The organism is Pseudomonas sp. BT-42-2 (assembly GCF_025847435.2).
Lineage (GTDB): Bacteria > Pseudomonadota > Gammaproteobacteria > Pseudomonadales > Pseudomonadaceae > Aquipseudomonas > Aquipseudomonas urmiensis.
Window position 1 is genome coordinate 59855 of the sequence record NZ_JAOYTM010000016.1, and the last position, 23636, is coordinate 83490.

At 62.2% G+C, this 23636-nt stretch carries 18 protein-coding genes and 1 pseudogene; 6 read left to right on the forward strand and 13 right to left on the reverse strand.

Going from position 1 to position 23636, the window contains the following annotated elements; translation table 11 throughout:
* The 11 genes from OIU19_RS19765 to OIU19_RS19815 all read right to left on the reverse strand — a co-directional run bounded on the left by OIU19_RS19765 (position 1) and on the right by OIU19_RS19815 (position 14699).
* Positions 1–657, reverse strand: a complete 657-nt coding sequence (locus OIU19_RS19765; RefSeq protein ID WP_264236450.1) for an alginate O-acetyltransferase AlgF — start codon at positions 655–657, stop codon at positions 1–3.
* 17 nt (positions 658–674) lie between these two features.
* Positions 675–1832: an alginate O-acetyltransferase gene (locus tag OIU19_RS19770; RefSeq protein WP_264236451.1), complete on the reverse strand. Its 1158-nt coding sequence runs from the start codon at positions 1830–1832 to the stop codon at positions 675–677.
* A gap of 13 nt (positions 1833–1845) precedes the next feature.
* Entirely contained in the window at positions 1846–3303 is a 1458-nt protein-coding gene (locus OIU19_RS19775; protein WP_186553814.1) for an MBOAT family protein, read from the reverse strand.
* Between the two features lie 192 nt (positions 3304–3495).
* Positions 3496–4599, reverse strand: coding sequence for a mannuronate-specific alginate lyase (locus OIU19_RS19780; protein WP_264236452.1), 1104 nt, complete (start codon positions 4597–4599; stop codon positions 3496–3498).
* Between the two features lie 8 nt (positions 4600–4607).
* Entirely contained in the window at positions 4608–6050 is a 1443-nt protein-coding gene (locus OIU19_RS19785) for an alginate O-acetyltransferase (RefSeq protein ID WP_264236453.1), read from the reverse strand.
* 14 nt (positions 6051–6064) lie between these two features.
* Positions 6065–7621, reverse strand: a complete 1557-nt coding sequence (gene algG / locus OIU19_RS19790; protein ID WP_264236454.1) for a mannuronan 5-epimerase AlgG — start codon at positions 7619–7621, stop codon at positions 6065–6067.
* Between the two features lie 17 nt (positions 7622–7638).
* Positions 7639–9117, reverse strand: a complete 1479-nt coding sequence (locus OIU19_RS19795) for an alginate export family protein (RefSeq protein ID WP_186553818.1) — start codon at positions 9115–9117, stop codon at positions 7639–7641.
* Positions 9114–10622, reverse strand: a complete 1509-nt coding sequence (gene algK / locus OIU19_RS19800; protein ID WP_372353336.1) for an alginate biosynthesis TPR repeat lipoprotein AlgK — start codon at positions 10620–10622, stop codon at positions 9114–9116. Before algK ends, OIU19_RS19795 begins: the two co-directional genes overlap by 4 nt.
* A gap of 12 nt (positions 10623–10634) precedes the next feature.
* Positions 10635–11801 carry an alginate biosynthesis protein Alg44 gene (locus tag OIU19_RS19805; RefSeq protein ID WP_264236456.1) on the reverse strand — a complete coding sequence of 389 codons (1167 nt, stop codon included), beginning with the start codon at positions 11799–11801 and terminating at the stop codon, positions 10635–10637.
* A gap of 37 nt (positions 11802–11838) precedes the next feature.
* Positions 11839–13320, reverse strand: coding sequence for a glycosyltransferase family 2 protein (locus OIU19_RS19810; protein WP_186553821.1), 1482 nt, complete (start codon positions 13318–13320; stop codon positions 11839–11841).
* Positions 13321–13382: 62 nt separating this feature from the next.
* Positions 13383–14699: a nucleotide sugar dehydrogenase gene (locus OIU19_RS19815; RefSeq protein WP_264236457.1), complete on the reverse strand. Its 1317-nt coding sequence runs from the start codon at positions 14697–14699 to the stop codon at positions 13383–13385.
* 881 nt (positions 14700–15580) lie between these two features.
* Here OIU19_RS19815 and OIU19_RS19820 point away from each other — a divergent pair.
* Positions 15581–16714: pseudogene (locus OIU19_RS19820) on the forward strand (hemagglutinin repeat-containing protein); the annotation flags it as partial.
* Between the two features lie 106 nt (positions 16715–16820).
* Here OIU19_RS19820 and yaaA read toward each other — a convergent pair.
* Entirely contained in the window at positions 16821–17597 is a 777-nt protein-coding gene (gene yaaA / locus OIU19_RS19825; RefSeq protein ID WP_264236458.1) for a peroxide stress protein YaaA, read from the reverse strand.
* Positions 17598–17742: 145 nt separating this feature from the next.
* On the opposite strand from yaaA, the gene OIU19_RS19830 reads away from it, so the two are divergent.
* The 5 genes from OIU19_RS19830 to moaE all read left to right on the forward strand — a co-directional run bounded on the left by OIU19_RS19830 (position 17743) and on the right by moaE (position 21966).
* A complete protein-coding gene (locus OIU19_RS19830) occupies positions 17743–18885 on the forward strand; it encodes a polysaccharide deacetylase family protein (protein WP_264236459.1) in 1143 nt (380 codons plus the stop codon).
* 308 nt (positions 18886–19193) lie between these two features.
* Positions 19194–20588: a PhoH family protein gene (locus tag OIU19_RS19835; RefSeq protein ID WP_186553827.1), complete on the forward strand. Its 1395-nt coding sequence runs from the start codon at positions 19194–19196 to the stop codon at positions 20586–20588.
* Between the two features lie 210 nt (positions 20589–20798).
* Positions 20799–21269 carry a cyclic pyranopterin monophosphate synthase MoaC gene (gene moaC / locus OIU19_RS19840; RefSeq protein WP_264236460.1) on the forward strand — a complete coding sequence of 157 codons (471 nt, stop codon included), beginning with the start codon at positions 20799–20801 and terminating at the stop codon, positions 21267–21269.
* Complete coding sequence (locus OIU19_RS19845; protein ID WP_264236461.1) at positions 21269–21514, forward strand: MoaD/ThiS family protein; 246 nt, start codon at positions 21269–21271, stop codon at positions 21512–21514. The genes moaC and OIU19_RS19845 overlap by 1 nt, the downstream gene beginning before the upstream one ends.
* Positions 21515–21516: 2 nt before the next feature.
* Entirely contained in the window at positions 21517–21966 is a 450-nt protein-coding gene (gene moaE / locus OIU19_RS19850; protein ID WP_264236462.1) for a molybdopterin synthase catalytic subunit MoaE, read from the forward strand.
* 206 nt (positions 21967–22172) lie between these two features.
* Here the strand turns inward: moaE and rhlB are convergent, their stop codons facing one another.
* Positions 22173–23612, reverse strand: coding sequence for an ATP-dependent RNA helicase RhlB (rhlB, locus tag OIU19_RS19855; protein WP_264236463.1), 1440 nt, complete (start codon positions 23610–23612; stop codon positions 22173–22175).
* Positions 23613–23636 lie beyond the last annotated feature (24 nt).

A 23636-nucleotide genomic window follows, 5' to 3' on the forward strand; every position in this document is an offset into this window, starting at 1 on the left:
TCAGTTAGTGGACACAGGGCGGGTTACCCACACCGGCGACAGGCTGCTGCCGGAGCCAGTGACGTACAGCACGGCAGCTTCGCCGCGTTCCAGGGCGACGGGTTTGACGTCGCCGACTTTCTTGTCTCCTTGGTACAGGGCCAGGTTGACCTTGACCGGGTTGATCTCACGCTCGCCGCGGCCGTTGGCGGCTACTGGCTTGACCACTTCGGTCTTGCCGTCGGCGGTCTTCAGGGTCAGCTGCTGGTCGGTCAGGTTTTGCACGCGGACCAGGGCTTTCTGCTTGTTCTTAAACGGTGGTTCTTCGATCAACTGCGGGTTGCCAGTGCTGTTGTTGACCAGCGTGTAGTACTTATCCGAGGCGAGCTTGACCGGCACCGATTTGCCCGCGACCTGGGCGGTGTAGTCGCCGCCTGGGAGGAAGCTGAAGTCGCTGCTGGCTTGTGCGCCAACCTGCTTGATCTGGGTGTTGCCGACACTGGCGGCGGTCGGCGCGCTGCTGGCGTTGTACAGGCGCACGAAGGTCGAGCCTTTAGGCGCGCTTGGGCCGTACAGGGCCGCGTCAGCGCCGGCGAAGGCATGTACCGAGGCCAGCGCGGAAAGGGACAGGCCGGCTGCGAGGGTGAGGGCTTTGGCAAAAGATGGCTTATGGGTCATGTGCGTGTTCCTCTCTATCAGTGGTTCGCCCGGTTGGACGACAGGGCCAGGTTTTCTTCAGATTTACGGGTGTTTTTCAGCTGCGCGATCCACTGCGGATCGAACGCGCTGAGGTCGTTTTTCATTGGCAGATAACGTTCGGGGAATTCCCACACCACCACCTGTGGCGCGGCATTCTTGAAGGCATCGCTTTGCAGGTACTTGAGCATCGGGAGCAACGGCCCGTGGCCGTCTTCGGCGTAGTTGGCGACATCGCTGCGCAGCGCTTGCTGCAGGGCACCGAGGAAATTCCAGTGGGGGTTGGCGCTGTAGCTGGTGCCGACCAGGGCCACCGGGATCTGGCTGTCGGCAAACAGCGCATCGCCGGTCTCGCCTTCGGTCTCGACCGCGTGGGTGCTGCGTTGCTGCAGGTTGTCCGGAGCGGGCAGCAGGTTGCTGAACAGCGGGTCGAGCGGCAGGAAGTTGGTCAGGTCGCCCTTGTATGGCTTGGTCTCGCCCGCTTGGGTGATGAACGCCTGTGGGTCGCCGCTGAGCAGGCCCTGGCGAGCCACCGCTTCGGCCACCGCCTGGGCGGCGACCTCGGCGCCCATCGGCGTCCAGTGAGTGTCGGTACGCAGGAACACCTGGCCACGCGCTTTGGCTTGCTCCATTGGCGCTTGCAGGTCAGGGGCGAATACGTTGGCCTGACGCGCCTGTGCATGGAACTGGTTGTACAGGTCGCCATGCAGGCTGGCCGGCAGCTCCTGGCCGAGGTATTCGGAGTAGATCCGCGCCTTGGCCGGGACGATCGCCAGCACCAGCTGCGTGCCTTGGCGTTGCAAGGTGTCGCGCACACCGCGGATCAGCGCCAGGTTTTCCTGCATCAGTTGCTCGGCGCCAGCAGTGGGCTTGAACTCTTCGTCGCTGAACAGCCATTGATCGCGCCCCAGCACCACGCCGGGACGGCCTTCGTTGAACAGCTTGAAATCGAGTGCCGCCCAGAGGTTGGTACTGATGCGCTTGATCGGGAACTGATCGTCGTAATGGGTTTCGGCGGCCTTGGCCAGCTTGCCGTTGAGCAGGGTCATCTGCTCGGTGCGCTGGAACGTCGAGGCGCCGCTGAGCGACCACACGCCCAGGCCTGTGAGCAGGCCGAGGAAGGTCAGGGAGTAGGTGATGCGAAGTGTCCGGGTCATGGTCGTCCGTGCCTCAGAACTGGAAGTAGAGGAATGGCGAGTAGCTCTGCGCGGAGAGCTTGAGCACCGAGGCGACGAACAGCAGCAGCACCAGCACACGGGCCATCACCCGGGTCCAGTCCAGGCCGATCGAGCCGTCGGCGTTGATCTGCACCGGCGTTGCCTTGGCGGTTGGCTTGGCATTGCGGTAGAAGTCGCGCAGGCCGAAGAACGCCAGGCTCGCGTAGGCGATGAACATGGTCGCCACTTGCAGGCCTGTGAGGTTGGCGCGGTTGAGTTCCGACAGCTGCCACTCACCGAAGCTGAACATGGCGCCGTACATACGCCCGGCGACGTGCAGGTTCTCGGCGCGGAAGATCACCCAGCCGACCACTACCAGCAGGAAGGTGAAGGCCCATTTGACCGGGTTGAAGCGCTGCGGGTTGGTATCCAGGCCCAGGGCGCGTTCGATTGCCAGCCACATGCCGTGCCAGGCACCCCAGATGATGTAGGTGAAGTTGGCGCCATGCCACAGACCACCGAGCAGCATGGTCAGGAACAGGTTGCGGTAGGTGTTGAAGGTGCCTTTGCGGTTGCCGCCCAGGGTGATGTACAGGTAGTCGCGCAGCCAGGTCGACAGGCTGATGTGCCAGCGTCGCCAGAACTCGGTGATCGACTGGCTGATGTATGGCTGCTTGAAGTTCTCCATGAAACGGAAGCCCATCATCAAGCCCAGGCCGATGGCCATGTCGCTGTAGCCGGAGAAGTCGAAGTACAGCTGCGCGGTGTAGGCCAGGGCGCCCAGCCAGGCATCGCCGGTTGTGGGGTTTTCCAGGGCGAAGCAGTGGTCGGCGACCACCGCCAGGGTGTCGGCGATGAACACTTTCTTGATGAAGCCCTGCATGAAGCGGGTGCAGCCTTCGGAGAACTTGTCCAGGGTGTGGGTGCGGTTGTTGAACTGGTCGACCAGGTCCTTGAAACGAAGCACGGGGCCGGCGATCAGGTGTGGGAAGATCGCCACGAACGCGGCGAAGTCGATCAGGTTGCGGGTGGCCGGGGTGTCGCCGCGGTACACGTCGATGATGTAGCTGATCGACTCGAAGATGTAGAACGAAATGCCGATCGGCAGCAGCACGTGGGTGATGATGAATGGTTCAAGGCCGAACGAGGTGATGATCGCGTTGAGGCTGTCGACGCCAAAGTTGGCGTACTTGAAGTAGCCAAGGATCGCCAGGTCGACACCGACGCCGAGCAGCAGCCAGCGCTGGGCCGGCTTGGTGCGCACGCCGGCGGCGCCGACTTTCAGGCCGATCCAGTAGTTCCACAGGGTGACCCCGGCGAACAGCGCGAGGAAGTCGACCCGCCACCAGGCGTAGAAGATGTAGCTGGCAACCAGCAGCAGCAGGTTGCGATAGCGTTGCCCGCTCAAGTAGTACAGGCCGAGGAAAATCGGCAAGAACAGGAACAGGAACACGTTTGACGAGAAGACCATCCCGGTTCTCCTTATTGTTCACAGCATCCGGGGCAGCAGCCCCCCAAACCCCCCAGTCGATGACTGAAGAGCAACTCATTTCCTTGTGGGAGCGGGCTTGCCCGCGAACAATGGCGAAGCCATTGCCAGACCCTGCGGTGTCCTCTTCGCGGGCAAGCCCGCTCCCACAGGGATCACGCCCACATCGGATTGTTACTTCTTGCTTTCTGCGCTCGGGTCGTAGACCCGGGTCAGGTTGCCGCCGAGGCGGAAACTGTCGAACGGCTGCATGCCCCGTTTGCGCTGCAAGGTGTCGCCGCTGCAGGCGTAGAGGCTGCAATAGGGTTCGAGCCAGGAATACTTGCTGTCGACCTTGAGGTCTTTCATGTCCTGTTTCTCACCATTGCGGCGCTTGAACGCACTCGGGTCCTTGGCCCCGGCCAAGACTTTCTGGCCCAGGCGCTGCAAGGCGTTGTTGTTCTCACCGCGCAGGTCGACACCATTGACCTGGGCGAAACTGGCGATCATCGCCAGTGGCGGCAGGGCGTAGTTGTGATAGGCCAGCGCGCGCTGCTTGCGCTTGAGTTCGTTGGGCAAGAAGCCCTGCTCATCGACCTGGTTGGCGCCGACCTTGTATTCCTTCACTGCCCAGTCGAACAGGTCGCGGCGGTCAGTGGCCACGGCGGTGGCCATGACCGACCAGGCCGCCCAGTAGCTGTGGTTGTTGATCTTCTCCAGCGGCAGGTCGCTCCAGTCGCGCACGGTCTGTTCGGCGAGGCGGGCGAACCACTTCTCGATCAGTTCGGCCTCGGCCTGGTGCGCGGCCAGTGGCTGGGAGTTGGAGAACTTAAGACGCAGCCACGAACCACTCATGCTGCCCAGCGCCCATTTGCGCATGGACTTGCCGGTGTGGTTGTAGTCGGTCGACATCAAGGCATCGGCGCGCGCCCACGTGCCGAGCCAGCTCAGTGCACAATCGAGCTGGGCCGGGCGGCCGTCACGCATGTACTGACCGACCATCTTGCTGATGCCGCGCTCCAGCGTAGTGATGTCCTGGGTGGAACTGCGGAAGGCTTTTTCCGACGCCAGGTTGAGCGTCGCCCGGGCCTTGTCCGAGCCTTCGTACTTGCTGCGAAATTGCAGCGCACCGGTGTAGGGCTTGGGCGCCGCTTCACACTGGAACTTGCCGTCGGTGGTCTTGATCTGCTCGATCCCGGCGTAGTAACCCTGGGGCGGCACCAACGCGGCATGCGCGGCACTGCCAAACAGCGCCAGGGCGAGCAGGGCGGGGGCGGTGATGGTGCGAGTGTTGGTCATGGTTCGCCTCACTGGCCAGCTTGCGCGGTGTGCGCGGGGCTGGCGAAGTTGTTGCGTTTGCACAGCTTGGCCTCGACCTTCTGGGTGCCTTGTTCTGGCCCCTGGACTTCCAGCGCCAGCAGGTTCTGGCTGGCCCAGTCTTCGTCTTCACGCAGTTGGAAGACGAAACGCCCGTCGGTCTCGGAGGTTTCCGGTTTCTCGATCTTTATGTCTTCATGACGGCCGTTGAGGTACCACAAGGTGGCCTGCAGGACCTTGACCGAGGTGTCCTCGAACTTGATGTCCATCTGCAGGTTGCGGTTAACCAGATCCTTGATCACGCCGCCCTTGCCGTTGACCATCAGCTCGTTCTTGCCGGGCTTGAGAGTGGCGCTGGCGCTCATCTGCGCCGGGCGATCGTCGCAACCGTCGTCGAGCAGCCCGAGGATCTGCCGCCAGATGGTTTCCTGGTCCAGGCGATACAGTGGCGAGAATTCCCAGATGAGGATCTTCGGTGGGTTTTTCTGGAACTCTTCGCTGCCCAGATACTGGATCATCGCCCCTTCCAGGCCGCCACCGGGGAAGGCGACGTTGAGCACGTCGGCGCCGATGTACTGCTGCAGGAAGCCCGAGAAGTTGTAGTTCTTGCCGCTGTGGCTGGTGCCGACCAGGGTGATCTCGGCGTTGCCGCTGTCACCGAACAGGTCGTCGCCGCCGCTCGAACCCTTCGGCTCAGTGGCGAACTGGTCCATGTACTGCACCGCATAGCTGGTGCCACAGAGCTGGCCGGCGACGTTGTGCAGGGTGCCGGTCTTGCCCATGCGCCCGGATTTGTGAGTTTCGAATTCCTTGCGCGGGATGCCCTCGAAAGCGGGCATCTTGTGCACCGTATCGGCGACGATCTTCGCTGCGCGCTCGGCGCCGTATGGGGTCCAGTGCTGGTCGCCGCGGAAGTAGAAGTCCTTGCCCTGGTCGGCGGCGGCCAGTTGCTCGTTGGTCAGCGGCGACAGGTCCGGCACGTTGTAGCCCATCTTGGCGAAACGCTGCAGCATGGCCTGGTAGTTACCCAGCGCCTTCTGGTAGTCGAAGGCGGCTTTCTCTTGCGGGTTGAGCATGTTGCGGTTCACCAGGCCACGGGTTGGCTGGTACACCACGACCAGTTCGACGCCGCGTTTCTTGAACGCGTCGTGCACCTGCTGCAAGCGCTTGTAGCCGGCGGCAGTGGTGGTGAACTCGGTGCGCAGGTCTTCGCGGGTTCGGAACAGCCAGTCGCCTTGCGCCTGCACCAAGGTGGTGAAGTTCTGCTGGTAGCGAGTGGTGTAGCGGCTGGCGTCATGTGCTTCTGGGCACAGCTGGCAGCAGGGCTCGGCGCTGAAGCTTGGCGCTTGCACGTCTTCGGCGCGCACGCCTTGGCTGATCGCCAGCAGGGCGGCGGACAGACCGAGCAGTTTCATCAGATGTGGGGTCGTCATGGTCTTGGCTTTCCTTAATCGATCATTTCGGTCTGGCGTTCGACCGGGTCGATCAGCACGGCCTTCTGCTGGCGTACCAGCAGGTCGAGGATTTCGTCCTGGCGCTCGCCAAGCACGCCATTGAGGCTGATGCCGCTGGCTTTGCGTGGGGCGAGCATGGACACCTTGTACAGCTCGACCGACAGCGGCGAGTCGATCGACAAAGGCCCGGAACCATTGGCTGCCAGCTCACCGCCAACGACGATCAGCGAGACCTTGGTATCGAACGGGTCAAGGGCGATGTCGCGGTCGGTGTCGGACAGGTCCTTGATGTGCCCGTAGACCCCGACCAGGCCGTTGGCCATGGCGACGTTTTCATACAGGCGGATGTTGACGCTGTTACGCACGCGAATGCCGTGGCGACGGTTGTTGATCAGCTTGTTGCCCCAGATCAGGTTGTCGCCGCTTTCGTACAAGGTGATGCCGTCGGTATGGTTGCGGTAGATCTCGTTGTAGGCGATCAGGTTATTGACGCTGTTACGGTCGATCACCACCCCGGAGAGCTTGTTGTCGTAGCTCTTGTTGTTGATGATCCAGCTGTCGTTGACCTCACGCGAAACGATGATGCCGTGCTTCTTCTTGGTGCCGTACACGGTGTTGCCAGCGATGATCAGCCGGTGCGAGCGGTCGTGTGGGTCGATGCCGTAGACGATGTTGTCGCGGTAGGTGCTGTCCTTGACCACGAAGTCGCTGGTCTCGTAGCAATAGAAGCCGTACCACATGTCGCTGAACTCGGAGCCGATGATCCAGCCGGTCGGTTCCGGGCGGCCCATGCGCTTGGCCATGTTCGGCGTGTACTGCGAGATGCTCACGCCATACGACTTGGACTTGGCGTAGCCGAAGCTGGCCATCTTGCTATTGACGATGTAGGTCTCGGTGCCACCCCAAGACAGCAAGAAGGGGCGAAATTCCTTGGGCGAGCGGAAGGTCGATGGGCCGTTGTCCTTCTCGCGCCAGCCGGTGACCTGGGTGTCGCTGACGAACAGCTTGCCGTCGTTGACCAGGAACGAGCCGCCCTCTTGCGACAGGCGCAGCTCCTTGACCTTGCCGTCGATCTCAAGGATGCCTTTCTGCCCGACCACGATCGGCAGGCGGGCGAGGAACACCCCAGGCGAGACTTCGCGCAGGTACTGGTCAGGCACCTGCTTGCTCAGCTGCGCCATGTCGACATGCCCGTCATCGACGAAGATCGCCTGCGGGATGCCGTGCTGGCGCTGGACCCATTCGGCGGCCTTGTTGTCGCCGCCGATGAACTCCTTGAGCGACTCTTCTTGGAGCATGCGGCGCACGCTGACCTTGCCCTTGCGGCTGCGATCGATCTTCTTTTGCACCGCTTGCGCGGTGTAGCCGGAAAGATCGGGCAGCTTGGGCGGATCCATGTGCAGCGGCTCGACCGGTGCACTGGATACCGTGTAGGTCTTGGCCTGCTGCAGACCTTTGGCCATTTCCGGCTCGGCGGCCTGGACCACGCCTGCGGCCAGCAGCAAGGCGCTGGCGAGCAGACTGTGGCGAAGATGCGGGTGCAGGTTCATAGCTTTCCTCTCCCGGCTCAGAAGCGCCAGATCACGTCGACGAAGGCGCGGTGCATGTACGAATCGGCTTCTTTGCCATAGGCGTCACCCGGCTTGAAGACACCCGCGCGCAGGCGTACCAGGGCCGACGGTTCGTCGATCGACTGGCTCAGCGAAGCCGGCAGCAAGCCTTGCTTGAAGTACTTGGTGACGACCACGTCCATCTCTTGGCCCAGGTCCTTCTCGCCGCTGATCAGCGGGCGGTTGACGCCGTTGTCCTCGACCACCGCGTTGATGCCGCTGGAGCCGATGTTCTGTTGGTCATCGACGCGCCAGAACTTGTGGTAGATGAAGCTTGCGTCGTAGTCCTCGCGCAGCTGCCAGGAGGCGAACAGGGTGGCAGCCTGCAAGTTGCCCAGCTCGCCACGGAAGGCCTCGCCGAAGCGGTGCACGCGCGAGCGGGTGCCGGTGAAGTTGGAGCGATTGCTCTCAAGGCCGGTCTGTTCGAAGTTGTTCGAGCCGTCGCTGCCACCCCCGCCGCTGCCGCGGGCATAAGCGGCGCCGACCTGCCAGTTGGGGTCCAGGCGCAGGCGGATACCCAGGTCGGTGGCCCAGGCGTTGACGTCACCGCTTTGCTTGCCGGTAACCACTTGCTCGCCATTGCGCGTCTCGCTGCTGAGCTTGTCGCGATCGCCGGTCAGCCAGGTCAGGCTGCCCCAGTAGTTGACGGTGTGGTCGTTGCGCCAGTTGTAGGCATCGCTGTTGGCCTCAAGGCCAAGCCAGGTGAGATCGCCAGTGCGGGTCTTGTCGAGGGTGTCGATGGTTTCGCCGGGTTTGTTCAGGCTGCCGCTGTCATGGGTGTGATGGGCGCGCAGGCCAACCCAGTGACCTGGCGTCCACTGCGCGGCGACGTTGCCGTAGACGTGCGTGCGGTCTTCGTCTTCGGCGGCCAGCTCAGTCAGGTCGGTGCGGTATTCGCTGAAGCGCTGGGCAACGCCGACATCGGCCTTGAGCAGGGTGGTGTCGAAGGTCCAGTTCAGCGCCTCGATGTTGGTGTCGCGCCACATGCCGTCGTCGTTGCGCAGGCGTTGCCGGCCAAAGCGCAGGTATTCGCCGGGGTAGGGCGTGAAGCCGTTGTAGCCGACCCAGAACTCGCGCAGGGCCAGGTAGCTTTTGTCGGGCTGGCGGCTGTCGTCGCCGGTGTCGATGGCGCTGCCATCGTCCGAGGCGCGCAGGGTGTCGGTCTCGATGATGTCGGTGGCGGTCACTGCCTGGCCCATGGCATAGGCGTTCCAATTGCCGCGCTCGCCATATACCCAGGGGCGCAGGTCCAGGCCCAGGCCGTTGACGTCACCGCCGGAGCGGGTGCCCAGGTCGCGGTCGTCTTCGGATTGAGCAGTGACTTTCACTTCCAGGCCGAAGTTTTTCTGCGCAGTCATGTCAGCCAGGGTCGGGCACGACCACAGCAGGGCGAAGCTCAGGCCGATGCCGGCTTTCACGAAAGGGTTGAGCGTCATAGGGAGGCGTCCTCGGCGTCTTCATCGTCTTGCAGGGCTTCGATGGCCATGACGCTGTTGGCGCCCTTGGCCATGCTGCCGCGCGCCTGCTTCTCCTGCGCCAGCAGGCGCTCGGCCTGGCTGCGCTGGTCAGGCGTCAATTGCTGATCGAGTTGTTGCAGCATGGCGCTGGACTGTTCGGTGGGGTTGGCCTGGGCCAACTGGGCGAACACCCAGGCATTGCCCGGATTCTGGCGAATGCCGTGGCCTTCGCTGTACAGCTGGGCCAAGGCGTAGTCGGCGCTGAGCTGACCGCCGCGAGCGGCGCTGAGCAGGTGGTCGACGGCCTTCTGTGGCTCGACCTGGCCCAGATAGCCCCGGCGATAGAGCTGGCCGAGGTAGTAGTGGGCGCTGATCTCGCCGGCATCGGCTGCGGCCTGCAAGTGGGTTTGGGCTTTCTCGGCATCGGCCGGCAGGATCTTGCCTTCGTAGTAGAGGCGGCCCAGCAGCAGTTCGGCGCGTGGCTGTTCGGCGGCGCGGCCCTTTTCGATGTAGGCCAGCAACTGTTCGGTGTCGCCCAGTTCGGGGAAGTCGTACAGCAGCTGGGCGAGGCTGACCCAGGAGGCTGGGTTGGCCGGTGCCACGTGTTCGAGCAGCTCCTTGGCGGTTTTCTCGTCGGTTTGGCCGAGGTTGCGATCAGCCAGCACGCGGGCGACGCTGTCGACCCGGGTAGCCGGCACAGTGCCGCGGGCATAGCCGGCCTTGAGCTGCTCGAGCAGAGCGTTGCGCTGGTCGGCCTGGTTGCGTTTCTGGTAGACGGTGGCCAGCTCGACGTAGCAGATGTCGGTGCTGTTGATGGCGGCCTTGCAGATGTTCTCGACGTCATCCAGGTGCTGGTCGTAGGTGCCCTGGGTGCGGTAGAGCAGGATCTGCGCCAGGCCCGCTTCTGGCTGGCCGGCGGCGCGCCATTGCTCGATCTGCTGTTGCGCGTTGACGTTGGGGAAGCTCTGCGGGTATTGCAGGTAGAGCATCGCCAGCGGGATCAGGGTGTTGCCTTCGCCTTGCTTGGCGGCGAGCTTGAGCAAGGTCTCGGCTTCTTCGCGTTCAGCCTGGGTGCTGTCGGGCTTGGCCACCAGCAGGCGACCCAGGCGCGCCTGGGCACGCGGCGAAGTGGCAGCGGCGTCGCGGTAGGTGGCCTCGGCCTCCTTGAGCTGGGCAGGGTCGCGGGAGGCGACCTTGATGTCGGCCAGGCCCACTTGGGCGTCGCTGTAGCCGAGGTCGGCCAGGGCCTTGTAGTTGCGCTCGGCGGTGGCGGTGTCGCCACGCTTCATCGCTTCGTTGGCCAGGCGCTGGTCGGGCAGGCCCGCGCAGCCGGCCAGGGCGATGGCAGCGGTCAACGCGCAAAGCCCGAGGTTGACACGCACCTTGTGGGAGCGGGCTTGCCCGCGAAGGGTCAGTGAGATCGGCGCCGGCCTATTCGCGGGCAAGCCCGCTCCCACAGGGACAGAGGTGTGCTTGGAGATCATTGTTCGATCCTCTTAAAGCCCACGGGCGACGGCTTTGTCGATCAGCCAGTTCAACGACGGACCGCGGTCGCTGTAGACCGACGCTGGGCGACCGGCCAGTTCAGCAGGCAGCGCGCCGTCTGGCTTGATCTGCACGCGGATGTCGGAGGCCAGGTCTGCGCTGTTGAGGCTGGCGCTGCTGACGATCTGGCCGGTACGTACTTCGTCTTCGCCGGCGATCTGGAAGTTGACCCGGGTGCCTGGCTTGACCTCGTCGAACTGGCGATAGCTGAAGCGCGCCTCGATCATCGGGTTGGTGGTGCGGGGGATCAGCTGGAAGATCGGCTGGCCTTTGCTGGCGTACTGGTCGTCGTCCACCAGTTGCTGGGCAACCACGCAGTCGCAGGGGCTGGTGAGGGTGCCAGCGAGCTGCTTGCCGAACAGTTCCTCGACTTTGGCCGGCTCCAATTGCGCGTCGTCCAGATGGCCCTTGAGCATGTCCAGCATGCTGGTGCTGAAGCTTGCCAGTGGCGCGCCCTTGACCACTTGGCCGCCGCTCTCCACCAGGCTTTTGACGGTGCCATCACGGGGCATGGTAACGGTAGTGGTCGGCACTGCGACCACACCGGCTTCGGCATGGCTGACGAAGTACATGCCATACAGCGACTTGGCGACGAAGCCGAAGGCGGCGATACCCACCACGAACACGCCGAGGGTCACGGTCACCGCGCGCAGGCGGCCGAAGGCGCTCAGGCCCGAGCCGCCGTCTTTCTGCTTGCGCGCCTTGGTGAAGTTGTCGCGCTGCAGGGTACTGAGCACGTCACCGGCGGTGATCAGTTCACCGGACAGGTGCGAGGTGATGATGTGGCGCAGGGTGGCGATGTCACGCGGCTCCAGGTTCTGGAACTCGGCACCGGTACGGCCGGTGGCGGGGTCGCTGGCACGCACGAGGAATTCGATATCCATCGACAGGCCGAGGTTGTCGACCACGAACTGCAGGCGACCACGCAGCACATCGCCGATCGGCAGCGCGCGCTTGGCATGGAAGGACAGGCCCCCAGCGGAGAGGTCGTCGACCTTGACCTCTTGTGGCTCGCGATTGCCATCCAGGAAGCGCAGCTTGGCGGGGATGCGGACCCGGGCGTGCTGGCGCTGGGCTTCGGACTCATGCACGACATTGACGTTCACGGCGGTATTCATGGCGATTTCGTTCCTGTTGTATCCGATCCGGGGTGGCTCACACGACCATGAACAGCACGGCGACGAAGATGCTCGCGGCCGAGAAGGTCATGGTGCGGGAGGACCAGGTGTTGAACCATTGTTGAAAGCTGGCAAGGTCACGCTTGAGGGCAGTGGGCTGGCGGGTCCAGGACTGCTTGTCGAGGCGGAAGAACACGTAGATCTTCATCAACGCGCCGACGATCTGGTTGTAATAGAGAATCACGGGATAGGCCGGACCCACGCTGTGGCCTGAGCACAGCAGCATGATGGTCAGGATCAGCCGGGTGATGCCGATCCACAGCAGGTACACCAGCAGGAAGGCCATGCCGAACTTGAGGCTGGCGATCACCGCCACGGTCAGGCCGAGCAGGCTGGTCCACATCGACACGCGCTGGTCGAACAGCACCACGCTGGTGAACAGCCCCAGGCGCTTGAGGCCCAGGCCCAAGGCGCGCGAGTTCTGCCGCAGGTTGTTGCCGTACCAGCGGTACATGAGTTTGCGGCTGGCCTTGAGGAAGCTTTTTTCCGGCGGGTGCTCGACCGTGTTGATCGCCGCATCCGGCACATAGAAGGTGTCGTAGCCCAGGCGCATCAGGCTGAACCAGCTCGACTTGTCGTCGCCGGTGAGGAACTTGAAGCGGCCCAGGCGCCAGTGCATCAGCGAGTCGCTCTCGACGTCGGCGATGAACTCAGGGTTGGTCACTACGCTGGCGCGGAACATCGACATCCGCCCGGTCATGGTCAGCACGCGCTTGGACAGGGCCATCGAGCACATGTTGATGTGGCGCTGGGCGAAGCGCAGCTTGTGCCACTCGCTCATGATGTAGCCGCCGCGCACTTCGCAGAATTCGTTGGTGGTCAGGCCACCGACATTGGGGAACAGCTTGAACCAGGGTACGGTCTTGCGCACCACGCCTTCGCCGAGCACGGTGTCGCCATCGATCACCGCCACCACCGCGTGCTGGTCGGGCATCATCCGCGAGATGGCGCGGAAGCCAAAGGCCAGGCCATCGCGCTTGCCGGTACCGGCGATGCGCACGAAGTCGAGGGTGACATGTTCAGGCGGGTTGTATTTGGCCCACAGGCTTTTCACCAGCAGCTCGTCGCACTTCTCCACCAGCGAGCAGACCACAGTGGTCGGGTAGCCGCAGTTGATCGCTTCGCGGATCACCGAGCTGTAGACCTGGGCGGTAGTCAGCGCATCGATGCGAAAACTGGTGACCATCAGGTACACGTGGGACGGGTCCGCGGCCTTGCCCAGTTTGCGCACTTTGTTGCGCAGGTACGGGTAGACGCCGTACAGGAAGATCATGCCGCGGATGAAATGGGTGGCGCCCATCGAGTAGCGCCAGATGCCGACGGCGCCGACCAGGAAGATGAAGTGCTTCGACTGCGAGTCGAAGATGTCGCTGGGCAGGGCCAGGGCGATCAACATGAGCAGGCTCATGTAGAGCAGCCACCCGGCGCACTGCAACAGCACTGTCTGGAACCTTTGCATGTTCGGCATCCGTCGCGAAATTCAGTGAAGAGCGGGGCCTTGCGGCCCCGCGTCAGGCTGGCTTACCAGCAGATGCCTTCGGTGCGGCTGGTGGAGCAGGTCGGCTTGCTCATGAAACCGACCAGGTCGATCACTTGCTTGCCTTCCGGGGCGCGGTCGGCCAGGGCACGGAACTGCTCGTCGCGGTTGCCCAGGATGATGATCTCGGCGTCGTTGACCACTTGCTCGAAGTTGGCGTTGAGCAGCGAGGACACGTGCGGGATCTTCGACTCGATGTAGTCTTTGTTGGCGCCGTGGACTCGGGCGTACTCGACGTTCTGGTCGTAGATGTTGAGCTCGTAGCCCTTGCCGATCAGGCGCTCGGCCAACTCGACCAGGGGGCTCTCGCGCAGGTCGTCGGTGCCAGCCTTGAAGCTCAGGCCGAGCAGAGCGATCTTGCGTTTGTCGTGGCTTTCGATGATGTCGAAGGCGTTCTGCACCTGCGATTCGTTACTGCGCATCAGCGAGTCGAGCAGCGGCGCTTTCACATCCAGGCTGGAGGCGCGGTAGGTGAGGGCGCGCACGTCCTTGGGCAGGCACGAGCCGCCGAAGGCGAAGCCTGGGCGCATGTAGTACTGCGACAGGTTGAGGACTTTGTCCTGGCAGACCACATCCATCACTTCACGACCATCGACGCCGACCGCCTTGGCGATGTTGCCGATCTCGTTGGCGAAGGTGACCTTGGTCGCGTGCCAGACGTTGCAGGTGTACTTGATCATCTCGGCCACGGCGATGTCCTTGCGGATCACCGGGGCGTCGAGCTCTTCGTACAGCGCTTGCAGAACGTCGCCGCTGGCCTTGTCCAGTTCGCCGATGACGGTCATTGGTGGGTGGTCGTAGTCCTTGATCGCGGTGCTTTCACGCAGGAACTCAGGGTTGACCGCCACACCGAAGTCGACCCCGGCTTTCTTGCCCGAGCAGTCTTCCAGGATTGGGATCACCACGTTCTTGACGGTGCCTGGCAACACGGTGCTGCGCACCACGATGGTGTGGCGGCGGCTGGTGTCACGCAGTACGTAGCCGATCTCGCGGCACACCGACTCGATGTACTCAAGGCCCAGGTCGCCGTTTTTCTTGCTCGGCGTGCCGACGCAGATCATCGACACGTCGCTGGCACGGATGGCCTCGGCGAAGTCGGTGGTGCCACGCAGGCGGCCATTGGCCAGGCCTTGTTGCAGCAGTTCTTCCAGACCCGGTTCGACGATGGGCGACTTGCCCTTGTTGATCAGGTCGATCTTGGTGGCGGACACGTCCACACCAATCACTTCATGGCCCCGTGCCGACAGGCAACCTGCACAGACTGCACCCACATAACCCAAACCAAAGATGCTGATACGCATCGCATTCACCTCGTGTGTTTATCACGCCAGCCCTTCAGCGGAAGAGCCGACCGGGTTGATTAACCAGCAGTATTCGGGCGCACGGATCCATGGCGAAAAGACACTTCACCGAACGCAGGCATGAATAAATCCGGAGTGCAAAAAGTTGTGCACTCTTAAATGGCAGTCAAAGGCCGATAATTAAAAGGCGTGCCCTGAAATGCAGCCGTCTTAAATGCAGAACGCTACTTGGCGAACTGCTGTGCTTGTTTTTTCAAGTGAATAAATCCTTTGAAATCAACCACTAGGACGATTAAAGGGGGCGCGTCTATCCTCCGTGTGACAGGGCTTAGTGGCGCGTGCCATTGCCGCTGTCGAACTTTCCTGGGCGGGTGTAGATACCTGCCGTTGTCATCTGTAAGTCATCTCTCACGTTCAACGCTCGTGAATCGTTACGGGTGCTATGAGCGACCGCGGCTAGCAGAAGTTCCTGAGGGGGTTCGTGCAGAATGAATGATTTCTAAATATTTTTTCAGGCGTAAATACTTTCATATTGATGGCACTGGCGAGTGCCATCCCGATATATAAAGGGCGAAAACGGGGTGAGATGGTTTTGTGCCAGTATCGGAAAAATTTTTTCAAAATTCGTCAAAAAAGTACGAACGGTCTTATGGCGTTTGGCGATAACAATCTGCTAGACGAAAGATTGGCGCCAGTTTTATGTCACTGCGGCGGGCCGTTTTGGTGCGCGTCTCATTCGGATCGCGAAAGTCCATTCTTTTAGTGGGCCTTTTCTGTTGGCTGTCGGAAAGAGAGAACGACGCCCTCCAAAATTCTGGGACCATGGTAGTAGGTGGAATCGCCGCTGATTCTCGATACATCGGAAGGTTGATCCATCAGATCTTGATGGCGGACGCGATGTGAGCGTCATAGGTAGTCAGCTCAAGGCTGGCGGCGACCTGATGGTGGGAGCTACGGGCGATGTGGCGGTGCTCTCTGGGGTCGAAGAGCACGGCGAATACAGCAAGAAAACCAAGTCCGGATTCCTTGGGCTGTCGAAGAGCGGCAAGAGCCAGCTCAAGACCAGCGCGAGTCAGGTAGCCAGCGAACTGGACGCGGGCAACGACATCGTCCTAGCTGCTGGGAACGACCTGCGTCTGCGCGCCAGCAAGGCTGCCATCAAGGGTCGAGACATCGACATTGACGTTGCCCAGGGTAGCGTTAGCCAGGAAAGCAAACAGTCGCAGAGTTGGGGGGGCGTGCACGGCGGCACCAGTGGCGGCTTCAAACTGGGTATTGGCGCTAGCCATGGCGCCGCCAGCGCCGATAGCGCACAAGGCACCTCGACGCCGAGCCAGCTCAACGCCGGACGCGACGTCAAGCTCGATGCCAGCAACGACTTGAACATCATTGGCAGTGGGGTTCAGGCCGGGCGGGGTATCGATCTGGCTGCGGGCAATGACTTGAACATCCGCGCTGCGCAAAACGACAGCAGCCAGGAACACAACCGCCGCAGTGGCGGCGGTGAAGTGGGAATTACCGTTGGATCGGAAGGCCTGGGTATCTATGCCAGCGTCAACCTGGGCAAGGGCAATCTGGAGCGCGAAGCGCAGCGCCACCAAGAGGCCTACATCTACGCCAGCGACCAGCTGAAATTCACCAGCGGCAAGGACACCACCATCGCCGGCGCGCAGTTGCGCGGTGACCAAGTGATCGGCCAGGTGGGCGGAGATCTGAGCGTGGCCTCGGCCGTCGATACCGGCAAGGTCAAGGGCAAGGAGTTCGACCTCAGCGCCACGGTCACGGTAGGGCCGGGTGCGGGCGTCAGTGGCTCGGTCGGCTATGGCCAAACCTCAGGCAAGACCGAATGGGTCGAGAACCAGACCCGCATCACTGGTGCCAGCAAGGTCGACATCCGAACCCAAGACCACACCCAGCTCGACGGCGCGTTGATCGCCGCTGTCAACGGCAACCTCAAGCTCGACACCGGCAGCCTGGGCTACAGCGATATCGCCGGCAAAGACAAAGAGCACGGTTGTGGTCCTGACTGCCGCCTCAGACCCCGCTTGTGCGGGATCTGACAGTATTACCGCTTAGCAACATGCTGATGCACGATACAACCTGATCTCGTGCCGCGATCATTCACTCTGAATGATCGCGCAAGAACACCAAATGATCCGTCTTCGACTGCTCGGCACTGTAGTAGTACCCCTGCACATCGAACTGCTTAAGCTGCTCAGGATCGTTGATCCGCTCCTGGATCACGAACCGGCTCATCATCCCCCGGGCCTTCTTGGCATAGAAGCTGATGATCTTGTACTGGCCGTTTTTCCAGTCCTTGAAGTCGACGTTGATGACCCGCGCATTCAAGGCGTTGCGCTTGACCGCGCTGAAGTACTCGTTGCTGGCCAGGTTGAGCAGCACGTCATCGCCTTGCTCGGCCAGGGCCTGGTTCAGCCATTCGCTGATCCGCGTGCCCCAGAAGGCGTAGAGGTCTTTACCGCGGGCGTTGGCCAGCTTGGTGCCCATCTCCAGGCGGTAGGGCTGCATCAAGTCGAGCGGGCGCAGCAGGCCATACAGGCCGGAGAGCATGCGCAGGTGCTGCTGGGCATAGCTGAAGTCGTCTTCGCTGAGGCTTTCGGCGTCGAGCCCGGTGTACACGTCACCCTTGAACGCCAGCAGCGCCTGCTTGGCGTTGGCTGGGCTGAAGTCTGGGGTCCAGCTGCCGAAGCGTGCAGCGTTGAGGCCGGAGAGTTTGTCCGACAGGTGCATCAACTCGCTGATTTGCGCAGGGCTCAGCTCGCGCAGCTGGGTGATCAGCTCCTGCGAGTCGTCCAGGTACTGCGGCAGGGTGAAGCGCTGGGTCACCGCAGGGGTGTCGTAATCGAGGGTCTTGGCGGGGGAAATCACCGTCAGCATCAGGTCGGCTCCTTGAATCGTAGAGGCGGATTCTACGGGCTGGCCGGGGTAAGTCCAAACTATGCCGACGATAGTCACAGAACATCGGCGAGGCTCGCGTTATAGTGCGGCTCATGATTGAACGGGATTTGCGGAGAGTCCGATCGTGCGCATTGCCTTAGCCTTGCTGGCAGGCTGGTTCAGCCTGGCCGTGCAGGCCGCCCCACCGATTCAAGCCAGCCTGGACCGCAGCCTGTGGCCTGAGCAACTGGACAGCCCGGCGCTGTTCGATGTCGCTTCGCGTGCCGAGATCCTGTCATTTGCCCAAGTGCTGCAAGAAAGTGAAATGCTCGATGAGCCGGCGCTGGCTGCGCGGCTCAAGCTCAGGCAGGTCAATTTGACGGTGATTCGTGCGGTGCGGGCGCGGATGTGGCAGCGGCTGTGGCAGAACTATCAGCAGGCCCAGCGCAGTTGCGAGCAGGATGCCTCGTTCTGCTACCCGGTCGAGTCGATGGCCGAACTTCGCACTCAAGCCGTCACGTTCAACGCTGATGTCGGCGAGTTCTATACCGGTTGGATCGAGCCGAGCCGGCAGTTCCATGTACGCTATCTGGATGAGCAATTGCGCAAGGCAGCGTTGTTCCCGCAGACCAGCAGCGAGATCGAGCGCCTCTCCAGCCGCGAGCGCAATGGCGATGAGCTCAATGACCGGATGTTCTTGCTGACCTTCGTTGGTGGCCCCGGCGCCGAAGGCAGCAGCACCGACAGCCTGACCGACTATTTGCGCCGGCAGAAGCTGGGCGGCACCTTCTTTGTCTTGGGTAATCGCCTGCAACAACGTCGCGACGCCGCCGCCAGTTCGCTCGGCGAGCTATATGCCGGGCAATGCGTAGGCATTCAGGGGTGGGAGTACCGCTCGCATGCGCAGTGGCAGGACTGGCAAGACTCGCTGCGCCGCAGTCAGGCGCGGGTCCAGGCGGATTTGCCCGAGCAGTACGTGCCGTTGTTCCGTCCGCCCTATGGCCACCGCCGCGCCGATGGCGAGGCGTTCATGGCCAGCCAGGGGCTGCAGGTGTCGCTGTGGGATATCGATGCATTGGATGACACGGCCTTGACTGCCGAGCAATCCGCCCAGCGCGTGGTAACCCTGATGCTGTTGTGGCGCAAAGGGGTGATTCAATTGCACGACAATCAGCCCAAGGCCCAGCAGGCGGTGCAGTGGCTGCTGCACAACACCGGTCAAAGTGGCATCGGCTGGGAGGATTGCCAGGCGTATGCGCACCAGGATGGCCCCCCTGCATCACGCTAGGCGGCAACCTACCCCGCGAAAAGCATAGGGCTTGATCTTTGACTTTAGTCCCCCGATGGCAGCCAGCCAAGGCGCGTTAGCCATTCGGAAAAATAAACTTCATCGGGACGTAAAAAAGCTTTTTTTGTTCATGGTTTTTGCGGTATGAAAGAACCAGACAGCCGATTCCTGCAGCACAGGTGGCGTCATCCAGACCCTCCTTTGCCAGGTGCGCTTCCCGCCCGTAACGACGCGGATACGGGGAGAACGGCGTCACTCTGCGGCGCAGCGGTTACGCGCCGCGTGGTTCTGACACAAGGTGCCCGAGTATGGATGACCATGGACGCAACCCTTCCTCCACCCAGCCGATCCTCTATGTGCTCGATACCAACGTCCTGATTCACGATCCCAACGCATTACTCAACTTCGAGGAGCACCACGTCGCCATTCCGATGACGGTGCTGGAGGAACTCGACAAGCTCAAGACCGGTAAACACACCATCGCCGCCGAATGCCGCCAGGCGATCCGGCTGATCGATCAAACCCTCGGTGACGCCTCGCCCAGTGATGTCGAACAGGGTGTGCCGATCCAGCGTGGCAAGAGCGGACCGAAAGGTTTTTTGTCCATCCTGATGAGCCCGCGTAGCGAGCCCAACCGTCTGCTGCCAGAGAACCTGGCCGACAACATCATCATCAACCAGCTTCTGGAACTGCGCGCTAAACGATCCGACCTGGACGTGGTGCTGGTGACCAAGGACATCAACATGCGCCTGAAGGCGCGCGCTTGCGGGATTGCCGCCGAGGACTACAGCACCGACCAGTTGGTCGACGACGTGTCATTGCTGTCCAAGGGCTATCACTCGGTCAGCGGATCGTTCTGGGACCGGGTCAGCAAGGTCGAGACCCGTCAGGAGCGCGGCCGCACCTGGCATCGGGTGCAGCTGACCGACAACCTGCCGGCGGTGCACGTCAACGAGTTCATCATCGATGAGCAGGGCTTCGTGGGTTGGATCAAGGGCATCCGTAACGATGAGCTGCTATTGCTCGACCTGCACCAGGAGCCGCTGCTGCACCAGGAGGCCTGGGGGCTGAAACCGCGTGACATCCATCAGAGCCTGGCGCTGTTCGCCTTGCTCGATCCGGATATTCACCTGGTCAACCTGACTGGCGCCGCCGGTTCCGGCAAGACCATCCTGGCCTTGGCTGCGGCTATCGAACAGACCATGGTCAGCAAGCGCTACCGGCGCATCATCGCCACCCGCAGCGTGCAGGGGCTGGACCAGGAGATTGGCTTCCTGCCAGGCACCGAGGCGGAGAAGATGGAGCCTTGGCTGGGGGCGATCACCGACAACCTTGAAGCCTTGCACATGGACGATGAGAGCACCCATGGCAGCGTCGAGTACATCCTTGAGCGGGTGCCGCTGCAGTTCAAGTCGCTGAACTACATTCGCGGTCGTAGCTTCCAGCAGAGCCTGATCCTGATCGATGAATGCCAGAACCTTACCCCGCACCAGATGAAGACCATCATCACCCGCGCGGGGGCAGGGTCCAAGGTGGTGTGCCTGGGCAACCTGGCGCAGATCGATACGCCTTACCTGTCGGCGACCAGTTCTGGGTTGACCTACTTGACCGAGCGCTTCAAGGACTTCCCGCATGGCGTGCACATCACCCTGCAGGGTGTGCCTCGTTCGGTACTGGCTGAGTACGCTGAGTCGCACCTGTAGATAGGTGGCTGTAGGGGCTTCATCGCGGGGCAAGCTCACTCCAACAGGGCTGCACCGCTCTTGTGGGAGCGGGCTTGCCCCTCGATGAAGTCGCTACAACGCCAGCCGGTTGCCCGCTGCATAACCCCATCACCATCCGCCCGGCTTTTTTCGCTGCGTAAACCTGACCGGCAGGTTTACACTGATCGCTCCCTTCCCAGGAGCAGAGCAGTGCTGACTCATCTCGATTCCCAGGGGCGCGCCAACATGGTCGACGTCACTGAAAAAGCCGTGACAGAACGCGAAGCGGTGGCCGAAGCGCGCGTGCGCATGTTACCGCAGACCCTGCAAATGATCGTCGACGGCGAGCACCCCAAGGGCGATGTGTTCGCCGTGGCGCGGATTGCCGGTATCCAGGCGGCGAAAAAGACCAGCGAGCTGATCCCGCTTTGCCATCCCCTGATGCTCACCAGCGTCAAGGTCGAGCTCAGCGCCGAAGGTACCGATGCAGTGCGTATCGTCGCCCGCTGCAAGCTGGCCGGGCAGACCGGAGTGGAGATGGAAGCACTGACTGCCGCCAGCGTTGCGGCGCTGACTATCTATGACATGTGCAAGGCAGTGGATAAGGGCATGGTCATCGAGCAGGTGCGCCTCTTGGAAAAAATCGGCGGCAAGAGCGGCCACTATCAGGTGCAGGCGTGATGAAAGTCCAAGTGGTGTATTTCGCTCGCTATCGTGAGCAACTGGGGCGTGATGGCGAGCCGCTGGAAGGCGATTTCGCGACGATTGCCGATGTGCGCGACGCCTTGCTGGCGAAGGGCGATGATTACCAGGTGCTGGCCGAGCAGAACCTGATGTGCGCGCGTAACCAGGATCTGTGCCGGCTCGACGAGCCGTTGGCAGAGGGCGACGAAGTGGCGTTCTTCCCACCGGTGACCGGAGGCTGAGCATGGCGGTTAGAGTGCAGGAGCAGGCGTTCGATCCGGGCGCCGAGGTCAACGCCATGCATGCCGCCAACGTCGGGGTCGGGGCGGTGGTCGGCTTTGTCGGTTATGTGCGCGATTTCAATGATGGCCGGGATGTGGCCGGGATGTTCCTGGAGCATTATCCGGGCATGACCGAGAAGGCTTTGGCCAAGATCGTCGTCGAGGCCGAGCAGCGTTGGCCGTTATTGAAGGTCGAGGTGCTGCATCGTATTGGCGGGCTGGAGCCGGGCGAGCCGATCGTGTTCGTCGGTGTGGCCAGTGCGCATCGGCTGGCAGCATTCGATGCCTGCAACTTCATCATGGATTACCTAAAGACCCGGGCGCCGTTCTGGAAGAAGGAAAACACCCAGGACGGGCCGCGCTGGGTCGAGGGCAGGCAGTCGGATCAGGATGCTGCCGAGCGCTGGCAATAGCTACGCGGGCAGTCGCAGGATGGCCTGTCGACCCTTGTGTGATCAGGCTTACCCTGTGGGAGCGGGCTTGCCCGCGAACGAGGGCGAAGCCCTCGCCGTACCTAGATAGCGCTGCTAGTGGCCTCTTCGCGGGCAAGCCCGCTCCCACAGCGTCCCTGCTAGCTCAATCAATCAGCAGTTGTTCTGCGATAGTCGAGCTTGTGTGATCAATGATGCTTGCGCGGTACTGCTTGCAGCAACTCGTCAGGCGGCATCTCGCACTTGATCTTGCGCCCCAGCAGCTCTTCGATCGCTGGCAACTGATACGAATCATCTTCACCGGCAAAGCTGATCGACACACCCGCAGCCCCGGCGCGGCCGGTACGGCCAATGCGGTGCACGTAGTCATCCGGATCTTCCGGCAGGGTGAAGTTGATCACGTGGCTGATGCCATCGATGTGAATCCCACGCCCGGCCACGTCGGTGGCGACCAGTACGGTGATGCGCCCCTCTCGGAAGTTTTCCAGGGTACGAATGCGCTTGTGCTGCGGCACGTCACCGGACAACTGGGCGGCGTTGATGCCGTCGCGCACCAGGCGCTCTTCGATGCGCCGCACTTCGTCCTTGCGGTTGGCAAAGACCATCACCCGTTCCCACTTCTGCTGGGTCACCAGGTTGTACAGCAGCTTGTACTTGTCGCTGCCGGCCACGGCATAGACGTGCTGCTCGACGGTCTCGCTGGCAACGTTCTCCGGCTCGATCTCGACGATCGCAGGGTTGGTCGTCCACTGCTTGGCCAGGTTCATCACATCGTCGGTGAAGGTCGCCGAGAACAGTAGGGTCTGGCGCTCGCTCTTGGGTGGGGTCTGGCGGATGATCTGCCGCACCTGGGGGATGAAGCCCATGTCGAGCATGCGGTCGGCTTCGTCGAGCACCATCACCTCGACCATGTCCAGGTGCACTTCGCCGCGCTGGTGGAAGTCCAGCAGGCGCCCTGGCGTGGCCACCAGGATGTCGCAGTGACGCGCTTCGAGGGCCTTGAGCTGCTTGTCGAAGTCCATGCCGCCGACGAAGGTCATCACGTTCAGGCCGCTGTACTTGGTCAGCGCCACGGCGTCCTTGGCGATCTGTACCACCAGCTCACGGGTTGGGGCGATGATCAGCGCGCGCGGCTCGCCCATGTAGCGCTCTTTAGGCGCCGGGGTCTGCTGCAGTTGGGAAATGATCGAGATCAGGAACGCGGCGGTCTTGCCGGTGCCGGTCTGCGCCCGACCAATGGCGTCCTGGCCGCGCAGGGTGTAACCCAGCACTTGGGCCTGGATGGGGGTGCAGTAGGGGAAGCCCAGGTCCTGGATGGCATGCATCAGCTCGTTGGAGAGCTTGAAGTCATGGAAGCGGGTCTTGCCTTCTTGTGGCTCGACGACGAAGTCTTCTGGTTTCCACAGGCTGGCTTGTGGCTTGGGTTTGCGCTCGCGGCGCGGCTTGTCCGGTACGGGCTTGTCGACGCGAGGGCTGGCAGGCGCTGGAGCTGGCGCTTTGGCGCTGGGCTGGGCCTGGGGTGCCGGCGGTTGGACCGCGGGCGCGGGCGTGATCACGCGGGCATCGGGTGCGACGGCCTGAGGCGCGGCGTCTCCCTTGCCGAATATTTTTTTAAGTGCCTTGAGCACGGTCGTCTCATCAATTGGTTAAGG

Bases quoted from the DNA above. Each gene is read 5' to 3' on its own strand.
- OIU19_RS19775 (WP_186553814.1), bottom strand. From the start codon at position 3,303: ATGGTCTTCTCGTCAAACGTGTTCCTGTTCCTGTTCTTGCCGATTTTC.
- algK (WP_372353336.1), bottom strand. From the start codon at position 10,622: ATGATCTCCAAGCACACCTCTGTCCCTGTGGGAGCGGGCTTGCCCGCG.
- OIU19_RS19770 (WP_264236451.1), bottom strand. From the start codon at position 1,832: ATGACCCGGACACTTCGCATCACCTACTCCCTGACCTTCCTCGGCCTG.
- OIU19_RS19785 (WP_264236453.1), bottom strand. From the start codon at position 6,050: ATGACGACCCCACATCTGATGAAACTGCTCGGTCTGTCCGCCGCCCTG.
- algG (WP_264236454.1), bottom strand. From the start codon at position 7,621: ATGAACCTGCACCCGCATCTTCGCCACAGTCTGCTCGCCAGCGCCTTG.
- OIU19_RS19810 (WP_186553821.1), bottom strand. From the start codon at position 13,320: ATGCAAAGGTTCCAGACAGTGCTGTTGCAGTGCGCCGGGTGGCTGCTC.
- OIU19_RS19795 (WP_186553818.1), bottom strand. From the start codon at position 9,117: ATGACGCTCAACCCTTTCGTGAAAGCCGGCATCGGCCTGAGCTTCGCC.
- OIU19_RS19805 (WP_264236456.1), bottom strand. From the start codon at position 11,801: ATGAATACCGCCGTGAACGTCAATGTCGTGCATGAGTCCGAAGCCCAG.
- OIU19_RS19845 (WP_264236461.1), top strand. From the start codon at position 21,269: ATGAAAGTCCAAGTGGTGTATTTCGCTCGCTATCGTGAGCAACTGGGG.
- OIU19_RS19780 (WP_264236452.1), bottom strand. From the start codon at position 4,599: ATGACCAACACTCGCACCATCACCGCCCCCGCCCTGCTCGCCCTGGCG.
- moaE (WP_264236462.1), top strand. From the start codon at position 21,517: ATGGCGGTTAGAGTGCAGGAGCAGGCGTTCGATCCGGGCGCCGAGGTC.
- yaaA (WP_264236458.1), bottom strand. From the start codon at position 17,597: ATGCTGACGGTGATTTCCCCCGCCAAGACCCTCGATTACGACACCCCT.
- OIU19_RS19765 (WP_264236450.1), bottom strand. From the start codon at position 657: ATGACCCATAAGCCATCTTTTGCCAAAGCCCTCACCCTCGCAGCCGGC.
- OIU19_RS19815 (WP_264236457.1), bottom strand. From the start codon at position 14,699: ATGCGTATCAGCATCTTTGGTTTGGGTTATGTGGGTGCAGTCTGTGCA.
- OIU19_RS19835 (WP_186553827.1), top strand. From the start codon at position 19,194: ATGGATGACCATGGACGCAACCCTTCCTCCACCCAGCCGATCCTCTAT.